Annotated in this window: 14 protein-coding genes; 10 read left to right on the forward strand and 4 right to left on the reverse strand. The window is 72.8% G+C overall.

Annotated elements, in window-relative coordinates:
- Nucleotides 1-182 precede the first annotated feature (182 nt).
- Both ABZS40_RS14315 and ABZS40_RS14320 read left to right on the forward strand, forming a co-directional pair.
- Nucleotides 183-530, forward strand: a complete 348-nt coding sequence (locus ABZS40_RS14315) for a hypothetical protein (protein ID WP_354943714.1) — start codon at nt 183-185, stop codon at nt 528-530.
- Nucleotides 527-1,015, forward strand: coding sequence for a hypothetical protein (locus ABZS40_RS14320; protein ID WP_354943715.1), 489 nt, complete (start codon nt 527-529; stop codon nt 1,013-1,015). The genes ABZS40_RS14315 and ABZS40_RS14320 overlap by 4 nt, the downstream gene beginning before the upstream one ends.
- A 263-nt stretch (nt 1,016-1,278) precedes the next feature.
- Here the strand turns inward: ABZS40_RS14320 and ABZS40_RS14325 are convergent, their stop codons facing one another.
- A complete protein-coding gene (locus ABZS40_RS14325) occupies nt 1,279-2,571 on the reverse strand; it encodes an acetyl-CoA C-acetyltransferase (protein ID WP_354943716.1) in 1,293 nt (430 codons plus the stop codon).
- Nucleotides 2,572-2,626: 55 nt separating this feature from the next.
- Between ABZS40_RS14325 and ABZS40_RS14330 the strand changes: the two genes are divergently transcribed.
- From ABZS40_RS14330 to ABZS40_RS14360, 7 genes are all read left to right on the forward strand, one after another.
- The gene (locus tag ABZS40_RS14330) at nt 2,627-3,997 is read left to right on the forward strand and encodes a 3-oxoacyl-ACP reductase (RefSeq protein ID WP_354943717.1); all 1,371 of its coding nucleotides are present in this window, start codon (nt 2,627-2,629) and stop codon (nt 3,995-3,997) included.
- Nucleotides 3,997-4,863, forward strand: coding sequence for a MaoC/PaaZ C-terminal domain-containing protein (locus ABZS40_RS14335; protein WP_354943718.1), 867 nt, complete (start codon nt 3,997-3,999; stop codon nt 4,861-4,863). The genes ABZS40_RS14330 and ABZS40_RS14335 overlap by 1 nt, the downstream gene beginning before the upstream one ends.
- Nucleotides 4,864-4,938: 75 nt before the next feature.
- Nucleotides 4,939-5,694 carry an NUDIX domain-containing protein gene (locus ABZS40_RS14340; protein ID WP_354943719.1) on the forward strand — a complete coding sequence of 252 codons (756 nt, stop codon included), beginning with the start codon at nt 4,939-4,941 and terminating at the stop codon, nt 5,692-5,694.
- Nucleotides 5,691-6,662: a serine/threonine protein kinase gene (locus ABZS40_RS14345; RefSeq protein WP_354943720.1), complete on the forward strand. Its 972-nt coding sequence runs from the start codon at nt 5,691-5,693 to the stop codon at nt 6,660-6,662. Before ABZS40_RS14340 ends, ABZS40_RS14345 begins: the two co-directional genes overlap by 4 nt.
- A 9-nt stretch (nt 6,663-6,671) precedes the next feature.
- Nucleotides 6,672-7,631: a hypothetical protein gene (locus ABZS40_RS14350; RefSeq protein WP_354943721.1), complete on the forward strand. Its 960-nt coding sequence runs from the start codon at nt 6,672-6,674 to the stop codon at nt 7,629-7,631.
- The gene (locus ABZS40_RS14355) at nt 7,628-8,890 is read left to right on the forward strand and encodes an adenylosuccinate synthetase (RefSeq protein ID WP_354943722.1); all 1,263 of its coding nucleotides are present in this window, start codon (nt 7,628-7,630) and stop codon (nt 8,888-8,890) included. The genes ABZS40_RS14350 and ABZS40_RS14355 overlap by 4 nt, the downstream gene beginning before the upstream one ends.
- A gap of 160 nt (nt 8,891-9,050) precedes the next feature.
- Nucleotides 9,051-9,683: a DedA family protein gene (locus ABZS40_RS14360; RefSeq protein WP_354943723.1), complete on the forward strand. Its 633-nt coding sequence runs from the start codon at nt 9,051-9,053 to the stop codon at nt 9,681-9,683.
- 6 nt (nt 9,684-9,689) lie between these two features.
- On the opposite strand, the gene ABZS40_RS14365 is transcribed toward ABZS40_RS14360, so the two are convergent.
- Together ABZS40_RS14365 and ABZS40_RS14370 are read right to left on the reverse strand one after the other, a co-directional pair.
- Nucleotides 9,690-10,331 carry a response regulator transcription factor gene (locus ABZS40_RS14365; RefSeq protein ID WP_354943724.1) on the reverse strand — a complete coding sequence of 214 codons (642 nt, stop codon included), beginning with the start codon at nt 10,329-10,331 and terminating at the stop codon, nt 9,690-9,692.
- Nucleotides 10,328-11,479, reverse strand: coding sequence for a histidine kinase (locus ABZS40_RS14370; RefSeq protein ID WP_354943725.1), 1,152 nt, complete (start codon nt 11,477-11,479; stop codon nt 10,328-10,330). Before ABZS40_RS14370 ends, ABZS40_RS14365 begins: the two co-directional genes overlap by 4 nt.
- A gap of 167 nt (nt 11,480-11,646) precedes the next feature.
- Here ABZS40_RS14370 and ABZS40_RS14375 point away from each other — a divergent pair, with 167 nt between their 5' ends.
- Entirely contained in the window at nt 11,647-12,315 is a 669-nt protein-coding gene (locus ABZS40_RS14375) for a DedA family protein (RefSeq protein WP_354943805.1), read from the forward strand.
- Here the strand turns inward: ABZS40_RS14375 and ABZS40_RS14380 are convergent.
- On the reverse strand, nt 12,290-12,928 hold the full coding sequence (locus ABZS40_RS14380) for a TetR/AcrR family transcriptional regulator (protein WP_354943726.1): 639 nt from the start codon (nt 12,926-12,928) through the stop codon (nt 12,290-12,292). The two genes, ABZS40_RS14375 and ABZS40_RS14380, sit on opposite strands and share 26 nt — an antisense overlap.
- Nucleotides 12,929-12,934: the final 6 nt, after the last annotated feature.

Here is a 12,934-nt window from a genome sequence, read left to right on the forward strand (position 1 = left end):
ACCCAGGCCCCGCATCTCGCACCCACAGTAGATCCCCGCGCGCCCACTTTCGCACCTTGATGCCTTACGCATAAGGCAGTAAGGTAGCTGTCAAGCTGATGCCGACCGCACCGCTGACCCGCACCTCCCCCGCAGTCTCGTGGAACTGCCGTGGGCCGCCCCGTCGCTGACAGGAGCGAGAGATGAGTGTCTACCGAGCTACCAGCCAACTCTGGCATCGCGACGAAGCGGAGGCCGAAGCTGCCCGAGAGATCCTGACCAGCCACGTACCCGATGGTGAGACCGGCCTCTGCGCGATCTGCCTGGTTCCCGGGCCGTGCCGTCCGGCAAATGCGGCGGCCAACCGCCTCGTCGATCTGGGTCGACCGGTGCTCCCGGCGGATCGGCCGAGGCGTCGGCGCGGCTGGCGGGGCTGGTTTGATCCGCACCGCCGGGTGCTGCCGCGTACCGCGCCACTACTGACACTCGCTTGGTGCCGCCGACTCGGTGTGCCCACCGCGGCCGGGCTGGCGGACTGGATCGCGCCGTGACCCGCCGTCGGCAGTCCGCTGTCCGGGTGGGTGATGTCGTCACCATCGACGGCCAGCACTACTGCTTCGGGCTGGGCCGACTGGCCCTGCGGGTGATCGAGGTGGGTCGGCGCGAACGGCACAGCGACGGCGTCTGGATCCACCTGCGCGGCGTCGAGTTGGGCAGACCCAACGGCCCGCGTCAGCGCCGCGTGCTGGTGCGCTTGGCGTCCCTGCGAGTTCGTCGCGCCGCACAGCCCGCGAATCTTGAGGTTCCTACGCCGCATGTGCCCGTAAGACCGCCATGGACCTGCGCCGGCTGCGGACAGGAGTGGCCGTGCCCGGACCGTCGGCGCCGGCTGCTCATCGAGTACGCAGACGACCGGCTTTCGCTGGCGTTCTACCTGGGTCTATACCTGGCGGACGCGGCAGCCGACCTGCCAGACCTCTCCGCCGACAGGCTGCACGACCGCTTCCTCGGCTGGGCGCGGTTCCGCCCACCGTGATCGAGCCCGGGTGCGGACGTCAACACCGTCGCATCAGCGGAGTGGCCGTTCGTCAACCCCGCACCGCCTAGCCGATCATGGAGTTGTGGTGGGTGACAAAGTGCCCGCACAGCAGCAAATCAGGCACCACGACTTCATGATCGGCGAGGTTGGACTGCCCCCACCCCCGCGATCTTGCGATTACTGTCCGGAGATAAGGAGCATACCGCCCATATCGATAATCAAAAGTGCAAGATCGACGCGGATCTCGAGCATGGCCGAGGTCAGCGCTCCAGGACGGCTGTCACACCCTGGCCGCCCGCCGCGCAGATGGAGATCAGCCCGCGCCCGCTGCCCCGCTCGGCAAGCAGCTTGGCCAGGGTCGCCACGATCCGCCCGCCGGTGGCGGCGAACGGATGCCCGGCGGCCAGCGACGAGCCGTTGACGTTGAGCCGGTCGGTGTCGATCGCGCCCAGCGGGGCGTCCAGGCCGAGTCGGTCCTTGGCGAACTCGGGCGACTCCCAGGCGGCGAGGGTGGCCAGCACCTGCGACGCGAACGCCTCGTGGATCTCGTAGTAGTCGAAGTCCTGCAACGTCAGCCCGGCACGGGCCAGCATCCGGGGCACCGCGTACGCGGGTGCCATCAGCAGCCCCTCGTCGCCGTGCACGAAGTCCACCGCCGCCGTCTCCGACCAGCTGAACCAGGCCAGCACGGGCAGATGGTGCGCCGCCGCCCACTCCTCGCTGGCAAGCAGCACAGTGGACGCGCCGTCGGTGAGGGGTGACGAGTTGCCGGCCGTCATGGTGGCCTGCTCGGCGTCCGGGCCGCGGGTGCCGAAGACCGGCTTCAGCGAGGCGAGCTTCTCCAGGCTGCTGTCCGGGCGGAGGTTCTGATCCCGGGTGAGCCCCAGGTACGGCGTCATCAGGTCGTCGAAGAAACCCCTGTCGTACGCGGCGGCGAGGCCCTGGTGTGAGCGCAGCGCCAGCTCGTCCTGGGACCGCCGGTCGATCTGCCAGCGCACTGCGGTGCGGGCGGCGTGATCGCCCATGGACAGGCCGGTACGTGGCTCGGCGTTGCGCGGGATCTCCGGCTTGAACGGCTGGAGCGGGCGCAGCTTCGCCGCGATCTTGAGCCGTTCGCCCAGCGTGCGGGCCGAGTTGAGCTTGAGCAGCGTGCGGCGCATCTCCTCGTTGACGGCGAGCGGGGCGTCGGAGGTGGTGTCGACACCACCGGCGATGCCCACGTCGAGCTGACCGAGGGCGATCTTGTTGGCGACCAGGATGGTCGCCTCCAGGCCGGTGCCGCATGCCTGCTGGATGTCGTACGCCGGGGTGTGCGGGTCGAGCCGGGAGCCGAGGACCACCTCGCGGGTGAGGTTGAAGTCGCGGGAGTGCTTGAGCACCGCCCCGGTGACCACTTCGCCGATGCGCTGCCCGGCCAGCCCGTAGCGGGCGATCAGGCCGTCGAGCGCCGCGCCGAGCAGGTCGGCGTTCGACGCGTCCGCGTAGCGGGAGTTGGAACGGGCGAAGGGGATGCGGTTGCCCCCGATGATTGCGACCCGCCGGGTGCTCTGCACGATCCGCCTCCTCGACATGTGTTGCTCGAACCCTACTCGCCAGTAGGCTACGCCCATGACCGACAGGTACGCGAGCTTCGTCCAATCGGCCGCCGGCCGCGCGCTGGTCAAGCGCCTCGGGCTGCCCGACCCGCCCCGACTGCGCCGGCACCACCCCGGCGACCCGCTGCTGGCCGGCCCGGCCCTGCTTGGCGCGGCCACCGACGGCCGGCTCGCCGAGCCGATCGCCACGATCCTGACCGCCGCCGGGGTCGAGCTGGCCGACCCGAGCGCCGCCAACCCGCAGCGGTACGGGGCGCTGCTCTTCGACGCCACCGGGATCACCGACTCGACCGAGCTGCGCCAGCTCTACGACTTCTTCCACCTGCGGGCCCGGGCCGTGCTGCCCAGCGGCCGGGTGATCGTGCTGGGCACCCCGCCGCAGGAGTGCCCGACACCCCGCGAGGCGACCGCCCAGCGCGCCCTCGAAGGGCTGGTGCGCAGCATCGGCAAGGAGTTCGGCCGGGGCAGCACCGCGCAGCTCGTCTACGTGAGCGGTGACGCGGCGGACGACCCGGCCCACTCCGCTGGCACGATCACGAGCCTCGAATCGACACTCCGGTTCCTGCTGTCCGGCCGTTCCGCGTACGTGTCGGGGCAGGTCATCCGGGTCGGCGGCGGCGCGGCGAGCTTCCCGGCCGACTGGGACCGCCCGTTGGACGGGCAGGTCGTGCTGGTCACCGGCGCCGCGCGGGGCATCGGCGCGGCGCTGGCGAAGGTGCTGGCCCGCGACGGCGCGAAGGTGGTGGCCCTGGACATCCCGGCCGCCGGTGACGCGCTCGCGGCGGTGGCGAACGACATCGGCGGCACCGCCGTCCAACTCGACCTGACCGCGCCGGACGCGCCGACCCGACTCGCCGAGCACCTGGCCAGCCGGCATGGCCGGGTCGACGTGGTGGTGCACAACGCCGGCATCACCCGGGACAAGACGCTCGGCCGGATGGACGCCGACCGGTGGGACCAGGTGATCGACGTCAACCTCTCCAGCCAGGAGCGGATCAACGACGTACTGCTGGCGCGGGAGCTGATCCCGGCCGGCGGGCGGATCATCTCGGTCTCCTCGATCGCCGGGATCGCCGGCAACCGGGGGCAGACCAACTACGCCACCAGCAAGGCCGGCGTGATCGGGCTGGTCGACTCACTCGCGCCGGCCCTGCTGCAGCACGGGATCAGCGTCAACGCGGTGGCCCCCGGCTTCATCGAGACCCGGCTGACCGCGCGCATCCCGCTGGTGGTCCGCGAGGCGGGCCGGCGGATGAACAGCCTGGCCCAGGGCGGGCTGCCGGTGGACGTGGCCGAGACGATCGGCTGGCTGGCCTGGCCGGCAAGCGGCGCGGTCAGCGGAAACGTGGTCCGGGTCTGCGGCCAGAGCCTGCTGGGGGCGTGATGGGCGCGCGGCCGGAGTCGGGCAGCCGTACCCCTGTCGAACTGGCCCGGATGCCGGCGGCCGGGGCGCTGCACCGACGGGCGTTGCTCGGCGCGCTACCGGGCCTCGGCGGTGGGCGGCGCGGGCCCGACCTGCCGGCGGTCGAGCTGACAGTGGGCGGGGTGAGCGTCGACCGGGCGCAGTTGGCCGACTACGACCGGGTGTGCGGGTTCCGGCTCAGCGATCGGCTGCCCGCGACGTTCCCGCACGTCATGGGCTTTCCGCTGGCCCTGCGCCTGATGACCGCGCCGGACTTCCCCATCCCGCTGATCGGCCTGGTGCACGTCGGTAACCGGATCACCACGCACCGCCCGATCACCGCCGACGAGAAGCTCGACTTCTCCGCGTACGCGGAGAACCTGCGCCCCCACGACCGGGGGCGGCAGGTGGACGTGGTGCTCATCGGCTCGGTCGACGGGGAGGAGGTGTGGCGCGGCGTCTCGACGTACCTCGGTCGGGAGCGCAAGCCGGGCGGGCGCGACCCGGGCGAGCGTCCCGCCGCGCCGACGGCCACCGCCCGCTGGCCTGTGGAACCGCGTGTCGGTACGGAGTACGCGCGGGTCTCCGGCGACCACAACCCGATCCACACCTCCCGCCTCGGGGCGCGGCTGTTCGGCTTCCGCAGGCCGATCGCGCACGGCATGTGGAGCAAGGCGCGCTGCCTGGCCGCGCTGGAGGCCCGGCTGCCGGACGCGTACACAGTCGAGGTCGCCTTCAAGCTGCCCGTGCCGCTGCCGAGCACCGTGAGCTTCGCGCTCCTGCCCGACGGCGGGTTCGCCCTGCACGACTCGCGCGGCCGACCGCACCTGTCGGGTCACCTGCGCTGAGTCACCCCCCTTGGCAGCGGCGTTCTCGTGCGCTAAGTTGTTCTCACAGCGAGATGTTCTCAGAGTGAGAGAGACATGATGAACGAGCAGGAGTTCCTGGCCGCGTACGACCCTCGGGCCTACCCGTCGGTCGCCGTGACCGTCGACGTGGTGGCGCTGACCATCCGCGACGGCGCACTGCACCTGCTGCTGATCCGGCGTGGCGAGGCACCCTTCGCGGGGCACTGGGCGCTGCCCGGGGGTTTCGTCCGCCCCGACGAGGACCTGACCGCCGGCGCCCGACGGGAGCTGGCCGAGGAGACCGGGCTCGGCGGCGAGGCGCTGCGCCGCGTACACCTGGAGCAGTTGGGCAGCTATGGCGCTCCCGACCGTGACCCGCGCATGCGGGTCGTCTCGATCGCCCACCTCGCGTTCGCCCCCGACCTGCCGGACCCGGCCGCCGGCAGCGACGCCGACGAGGCGATCTGGCTGCCGGTGACCGCGTTGACCAGCCGACAGCTCGCCTTCGACCACGGCCGGATCATCGACGAGGCGTTGGAACGGGCCCGGTCCAAGCTGGAGTACACCCCGCTCGCCACCCGCTTCCTCGCCGCCGAGTTCACGATCAGCGAGCTGCGTGCCGTCTACGAGACGGTCTGGGGGCACCCACTGCACGCCGGCAACTTCCACCGCAAGGTGCTCTCCGTGCCGGGCTTCGTGGAGAGCACCGGCGCCAGCACCGAGCGCGGTGGCGCCCGAGGCGGCCCGCGCGCCCGGCTCTACCGGGCCGGCGACGCCCGCCTGCTGCACCCGGCGCTGCTGCGCCCCGCCCACGAGGAGACGGTGCGGTGAAGGCCGCGGAGGCCATCCGCCTGGTCGCGGCCGCCCGCACCGACGCGGACCTGTTCGGCGCCGACCAGCCGGCCCACCGCTACCGCGAGCTGGTCGCGGCCCTGCACCCCGACCGCCTGCCGACCGACCCGGCGGTACGCGCCGAAGCCCTCGACGCGTTCATCCACGTCACCACCCGGTGGCAGGCACGGCAGATCACCGTCCTCGGCGACTACCGGCTCGGCGCGCCGGCCTACTCGGGTGACCTGGCCGACCTCTACGACGTCGGCGACGACCGGCTACTCAAGCTTCCCCGACGGCCCACCGACAACGACCTGATGGCCCGCGAGGCGCACGCCCTGCGCACCATCGCCGAGCGCGGTGACCCGCGCTACCTGCCGTACGTGCCCCGGCTGGTCGACGAGCTGCGGCACCGCGACGCCAGCACCGGCGCGGAGCGGCGGATCAACGTGCTCGCCACAGCACCCGGCCGCCTGCACGACCTCGACGAGGTGCGCCGCGCGTACCCCGACGGGCTGGACGCCCGGGACGTGGCCTGGATGTGGCGGCGGCTGCTGGTGGTGCTCGGCCTGGCCCACCGGGCGGGCATGGTGCACGGCGCGGTCCTGCCCCGACACGTGCTGATCGAGCCGGACGCCCACGGCGTGGTGCTGATCGACTGGTGCTTCTCCGCGACCGTCGGGAGCACGATCCCGGCGGTCGTCCCCGGCCACGGCTGGGACCCGGAGGAGGTCCTCAAGAAGCAGCAGTGCGGGCCGGGCACCGACATCGCGATGGCCAGCCACTGCATGAGCTGGCTGATGGGGCCACGCGCACCCCGCGAGCTGCACACCTTCGCGCAGGGTTGCCGGCAGCGCTCCCTGGACGCCCGGCCCGACGACGCCTGGCGCCTGCTGCGCGAACTCGACCAGGTGCTGGACCGGCTCTACGGGCCACGCACCTTCCGACCCTTCACCCTCACCCCGTAAGGAGCTGTCATGGGCAGTGGAATCTGGTCCACCGACGTGTACGACGCCGCCGACCGCTACCGCCGGTCCACCGGCAAGAGCGCCTTCTCCTACAGCGACAGCGGGGCGCGCACCGTGCACCCCGCGCTCGACCCCAGGGACACGACCCGCGAGAGCCGCGACTCCGACGAGCACCCCCGGTCGACGCCCGTCGCGGTGCTCTTCGACGTGACCGGCTCGATGCGCACGGTGCCGCGGGTTCTCCAGACCAAGCTGCCGCAGCTGCTCGGTCTGCTGCAACGGCAGGGCTACGCCAGCGACCCGCAGATCATGTTCGGTGCCATCGGCGACGCCACCTGCGACCGGGTGCCGTTGCAGGTGGGCCAGTTCGAGTCGGACAACCGGATGGACGACGACCTCGGCCGGATCGTGCTGGAGGGCGGTGGCGGCGGGCAGATGAGCGAGTCGTACGAGCTGGCCATGTACTTCATGGCCCGGCACACCGTCACCGACAACTGGGAGAAGCGCGGCCGGCGCGGCTACCTGTTCATCATCGGCGACGAGCTGGCGTACCAGCGGGTGAAGGCCCGGGAGGTGGCCAGCCTGATCGGGGACGACCTCTCCGAGGACGTGCCGCTGCGGCAGGTCGTCGACGAGGTGACAGGCCGCTGGGACACCTACTACCTGCTCCCCGCCGGCAGCCACTACGCCGGCAACGCCACGGTGCTCGACTTCTGGCGGGACCTGCTCGGGCAGAACGCCGTCGTGCTCGACGACCTCGACGCGGTCTGCGAGACCATCGCGCTCACCATCGGCCTCGGCGAACAGGCCATCAACCTGGACGAGGGCCTACGCGACCTGGACCGCGCCGGCTCCGGCGCCACCGGCACCGTGTCGAAGGCACTGGCCCGCCTCGGCCGGGACCGGCGGGCCGAGGTGTCGACGCTGCCGGCGTTCCGTGACACCGCCAGCGGGGTGACCCGGCTGTGAACCACGTGGCGGTGGTCGACCTCGGCTACGGCGACGCCGGCAAGGGCACGGTGGTGGACTGGCTCTGCGCCACCCGTCCCGTGCACACGGTGGTCCGCTTCAACGGGGGCGCGCAGGCGGCACACAACGTCGTGCTGCGCGACGGGCGGCACCACACGTTCGCGCAGTTCGGCGCCGGCACGTTCCATCCCGGTGTCCGTACGCACCTGGCCCGGCACGTGGTGGTGGACCCGTTGGCGTTGGCCGCCGAGGCCGACCACCTCGCCACGGTCGGGGTGCCCGACGCGCTCGACCGGCTGACCGTCGACGGGGACGCGCTGCTCGCCACCCCGTACCACCGGGCCGCCAACCGGGCCCGCGAGATCGCCCGGGGAGCCGACCGGCACGGCTCCTGCGGGCTGGGGGTGGGCGAGGCCGTCGCGTACGGTCTCGCCCATCCCGACGACGCGCCCCGGGTCGCCGACTGTCACCACCCGGCACTGCTGCGCCGCAGGCTGACCACAGTGCGGGACCGGCTGACCGCCGAGCTGGGCCCGCTGGACGCGCCACCGATCGAGGACTGCCTGCCCGCGTTCACCGGGTTCGCCGGGCGGGTCGGCATCGTCGACGGCAGTTGGCTCGCCGAGGCGCTGCGCACCGGGACCTGCGTCTTCGAGGGCGCGCAGGGGGTGCTGCTCGACGAGTGGCACGGCTTCCACCCGTACACCACCTGGAGCACCACCACGTTCGCCAACGTCGACAGCCTGCTCGCCGAGGCGGGCCGGCCCGGCGACGTGACCCGGATCGGGGTGCTCCGCGTGGTCACCACCCGGCACGGGCACGGCCCGCTGGTGACCGAGGACCCGAGCCTGCCGTTCACCGACGCGCACAACGCCACGAACCCGTGGCAGGGCCGGTTCCGGTTCGGCCACTTCGACGCGGTCGCCCACCGGTACGCCCTCGCCGCGGCGGGAGGCGTCGACGGCCTGGCGCTGACCCACCTCGACCTGGCCGGCCCCGACCTGCGGATCTGCCGCCGCTACGACACCAAGGACCGGCTCACCCCGGGCCCGCCCGGCGACCTGGACCGGCAGGCCGCGCTCACCGCCCGCCTGCTGCGCTCCCGCCCGGTGTACGACGAACCGCCGACGGACTGGGCCGACGCGGTACGCGCGGAGCTGAACACCCCAGTGGTGCTCACCTCGCGCGGCCCCACCGCCGACGACAAGACCCCGTACGGTCCGCTGCTAGCCCCAAGGGCCCTGGCCCGCACGGCCTGACCCACCCACCCAACCTCGTCGATCTTGCACTTTCGGTTGTGGTTCTGCGGCTTTTGCAGAGGTTGGTACGGACACAAAGTGCAAGATCGACGCGGGGAGAGGTGGGGGTTATCCAGCGGCTTCGGCCACCGGGCGGGTCGCACCCGGCGAGCATGGGGGCATGGACTCCGCGCTCGACCTGCTCCGACAGCTGGTCACCTCACCGTGGGTGTACCTGCTGATCTTCGGGCTCACGGCGGTCGACGCGTTCTTTCCGGCCGTACCCGGCGAGGCGGCCGTCATCACCGCTGCCGTGCTCTCGACCAGCGGAAATCCCAAGCTGGCGGCGGTGATCGCCGCCGCCGCGCTGGGCGCGTGCGCCGGTGACCACGTCTCGTACGCCATCGGGAGCGGTGGCGGCGCGAGACGCCTCGCCGGGTTTCCCGATGGCAGCCGCCGACGAGCCAGCTCGGAGTGGGCCCGGCGCGCGCTGAACCGGCGCGGCGGGCTGATCCTGACCACCTCCCGGTATCTGCCGGGCGGGCGGACCGCCGTCACCCTCACCATGGGCGCGGTGCGCTATCCCCGCCGGTCGTTCCTGCTGTACGACGCGATCGCGGCGGTGACCTGGGCCCTGTACTGCGGGCTGCTCGGTTACTTCGGTGGGCTGGCCTTCGAACGGCACCCCGTCAAGGGCGTCCTCGCCGGGATCGGCCTGTCGGTGATCGTCACGCTGGGCATCGAGGGCATCCGTTGGCTGCGCCACCGGGCGCGCCGCCGCGCCGCCACCACCGACCGGGCCGGATCGACCTGACACCCGTCACAGCAGGTCGGCGTCGTGCACCAGGATGGCCACCTGCACGCGGTTGCCGGCGTGGAGTTTCGCCAGCGCCCGGCTGACGTGTGCCTTGACGGTGGCCTCGCTCATGGTCAGCCGCCGGGCGATCTCCGCGTTGCCGTGCCCGCGCGCCACCTCCCGGACGATCGCCAGCTCCCGCTCGGTCAGCGGTGCGAGCCGCTCACGGGCCGCGTCCCGGCGGGCCGGACCACGCTCGGCGAACGAGCTGATCAGGCGGCGGGTCACCGTCGGGGCGAGCATCGCGTTCCCGGCGGCCACCGTACGAACGGCGGCGGCCAACTCGCGGGGCGGGGTGTCCTTGAGCAGGAAACCGACAGCGCCGGCCCGCAGCGCCCGGTGCACGTACTCGTCGAGGTCGAAGGTGGTCAACATGATCACTTTCGGGCCGGCGGCGACCACGTCGGGCGCGACGGTCAGCCCGTCGACGCCCGGCATCCGCACGTCGAGCAGCACCACGTCGGGGCGTAACCGCTGGGCCTGCTCCAACGCGCCGGCGCCGTCCGCGGCCTCACCGACGACTGTGATGTCCTCCGCCGCCTCGAGGATCAGCCGCAGCCCGGCACGGATCAACTGCTCGTCGTCGACCACCACCACCCGGATCACGCCGCACCCGCAAGCGGGATCAGGGCCCGGACCAGGAAGCCGCCGTCCACCGGAGTCGCCTCCAACCGGCCGCCGAGCAGCTCCACCCGTTCACGCAGCCCGAGCAGCCCCTGGCCGGCGCCGGGCAGCGCCGACCCGCCCTCGGACGGGCCGTTGCGGACCAGCACCTCCAGCCCGTCGGGCAGGTAGCGCAGGCAGACGGTCGTCTCGGCGTCGGCCGCGTGCTTGCGCACGTTGGTCAGCGCCTCGCGGACCACCCGGTACGCGGTACGCCCCAGCGTCGCGGGTAGTGCCGTCGGCACGCCCTCGTCCTGCCGGGACACCCGCAGCCCGGCGGCACGGGACTCACCGATCAACTCGTCCAACGTGTCGAGCCCTCGCTCCGGCGTCACGGTCGACCCGGCCTGGCGCAGCACACCCAGCACCTCGCGCAGGTCGGTGAGTGCCTGCCGGCCGGTCGTCCGGATCAGCGCGGCGGCCTCGACGGTCGCCGGGTCAACGGCGGTCACCTCCAGCGCCCCGGCGTGCACCACCATCAGCGAGACCCGGTGCGCCACCACGTCGTGCATCTCCCGGGCGATCCGGGTCCGCTCCTCGGCACGGACCCGGTCGGCGCGGGCCTCCTGCTCGCGTTCCAGTCGCTCGGCCCGGTCCCGCAGAGCCGCGAGCGTGTCCTGACGGGCCCGCACCCAGAGGCCGAAGACCAACGGAAGCCCCACCAGACAGGCGGCGAGCAGCAGCACGTTGCCGGTGGTGGCGGTGGTGATCCGGCGTACGCCACCCACCGCCAGCCCGACCAGCACCCCGCCCGTCAGCACCACTGTCGCCCCGGCGAGGTAGCCGGCGAGTCGGCGACCACGCAACCGCAGACCCGCCTGGTACGAGGCCAGCACCCCGGCGGCCGCCGCGGCGAGCACCAACCAGCCGACGGCCGCAGCCAGGAACAACGGCCAACGGCGGGTCCGGACCGTGCCGGCGGCCCACGCGGAGCCCACTGCGATCAGCAGCACGACAGCGCCCGGTAGCGGTGAGCGGACCCCGATGTCACCTGTCGCGCTGGCCCACACGGCCGCGGCGACCAGGACGGCGAGCAGCGGCGGGGCGTACCGATGGACGACCCGTCGGACGGCGACGGCGCTGGAGGCCACGCAGCGAGCCTAGAGCCCTGCGGGCGCAAGGGGCCGCCCCGCGCCCGGGGACCCGGGCGAGCTGGGGGAAGACCCCTACCCGCCGTCCGGGCCGGTCGCTACCAAAGTAGTGGCGCCCACCTGACCACTGGCCGATGGCGGGAACCGCCGCCCCGACCAGCATCGGGATCATGGATCTGCTCGACCTGCTGCACGACACGATGTCCTCGCCCTGGGTGTACCTGGCGATCTTCGCGATCGCGGTGATCGACGGCTTCTTCCCGGTGGTGCCGAGCGAGACGGCGGTGATCACCGCAGGGGTGTTCGCGGCCTCCGGAGCGCCGTACCTGCCGGCGGTGATCCTGGTGGCCGCCGCCGGGGCGCTGGTCGGCGACCACATCTCGTACGCCATCGGGCGGGGCGGCGGCACCCGGCTGCTCGACCGGCTGCCGCCCCACGGTCGACGCAGAGCCGCCATCGACCGGGCCCGTCGGGGGATCGCCACCCGGGGCGGTCTGATCCTCACCGTGGCCCGCTACATTCCGGGCGGCCGGACCGCTGTCACAGCCACCATGGGTGCTGTGCGTTACCCCCGGCGACGGTTCCTGGCCTTCGACGCGCTGGCCGCCAGTTCGTGGGGGCTCTACTCCGCGCTGGTCGGCTACGTCGGCGGGCTGGCCTTCGAGCAGGACCCGCTGCGTGGTCTCCTGCTCGGTCTGGGCCTCGCCCTGACGGTGACCGTGGTCGTCGAGCTGGTCCGTTGGCTCCGCAACCGCCGCCGGGCGGCGCGGACCGGCGAGCCGGGCACCGACGCTCTCTCCGCCCGGGCCGTCAGTCGGCCGGCGGACGCCAGGTGACGCCGTGCAGCAGTTGGGCGGCACCGAGCCAGGCCACGTTCATCATCCGGGTGGCCGTCTTCTCCGGGTCGGCGTCCGGGTGGTCAGCGAGCCAGTCGGCCAACGACTCGGTCGCGCCGACCAGGGCGAACGCGACGACCTCCAGGTCGATGGCGGCGATCTCGCGGCCCTCGGCACGCAGCGCGTGGTCGAGCATTCCGGCGACCACCTCGACCAGCCGGGCCCGCATGGTGGCCAGCTCGCCGGCGAACGGCTGCTCGCCCCGGGCCTGCCGGTAGAGCACCGCCCAGCCGTCCCGGTGGGCGCCCACGAAGCCGAAGAACGCCCTCAGCCCGCGCCAGAGCCGCTCGTCGGCCGGCAGGTCGGGGGCCGCCGCCCCGGCGATGGCCTGCATCATCCGGGTGCCCTCCCGGTGCAGGCAGGCGACGAAGAGCTCCTCCTTGGTGCCGAGGTACGCGTACACCATGGGTTTGGAGATGCCGGCGTCCTCGGCGATCTCGTCCATGCTGGCGGCGTGGAAGCCACGTCGGGAGAAGACCTTGACGGCCGCGTCGAGCATCTGCTGCTCGCGGACGGCGCGAGGCAGGCGCTTGAAGGCGGGGACGCTGGACACCTTGCG

The sequence above is a fragment of the Micromonospora sp. NPDC005324 genome (assembly GCF_040607155.1).
GTDB classification, from domain to species: Bacteria; Actinomycetota; Actinomycetes; order Mycobacteriales; family Micromonosporaceae; genus Micromonospora; species Micromonospora trifolii.

What these genes read in the sequence shown, in the direction of transcription:
- ABZS40_RS14330 (WP_354943717.1), top strand. Translation starts at nt 2,627, where the DNA reads ATGACCGACAGGTACGCGAGCTTCGTCCAATCGGCCGCCGGCCGCGCG.
- ABZS40_RS14340 (WP_354943719.1), top strand. Translation starts at nt 4,939, where the DNA reads ATGATGAACGAGCAGGAGTTCCTGGCCGCGTACGACCCTCGGGCCTAC.
- ABZS40_RS14360 (WP_354943723.1), top strand. Translation starts at nt 9,051, where the DNA reads ATGGACTCCGCGCTCGACCTGCTCCGACAGCTGGTCACCTCACCGTGG.
- ABZS40_RS14350 (WP_354943721.1), top strand. Translation starts at nt 6,672, where the DNA reads ATGGGCAGTGGAATCTGGTCCACCGACGTGTACGACGCCGCCGACCGC.
- ABZS40_RS14335 (WP_354943718.1), top strand. Translation starts at nt 3,997, where the DNA reads ATGGGCGCGCGGCCGGAGTCGGGCAGCCGTACCCCTGTCGAACTGGCC.
- ABZS40_RS14315 (WP_354943714.1), top strand. Translation starts at nt 183, where the DNA reads ATGAGTGTCTACCGAGCTACCAGCCAACTCTGGCATCGCGACGAAGCG.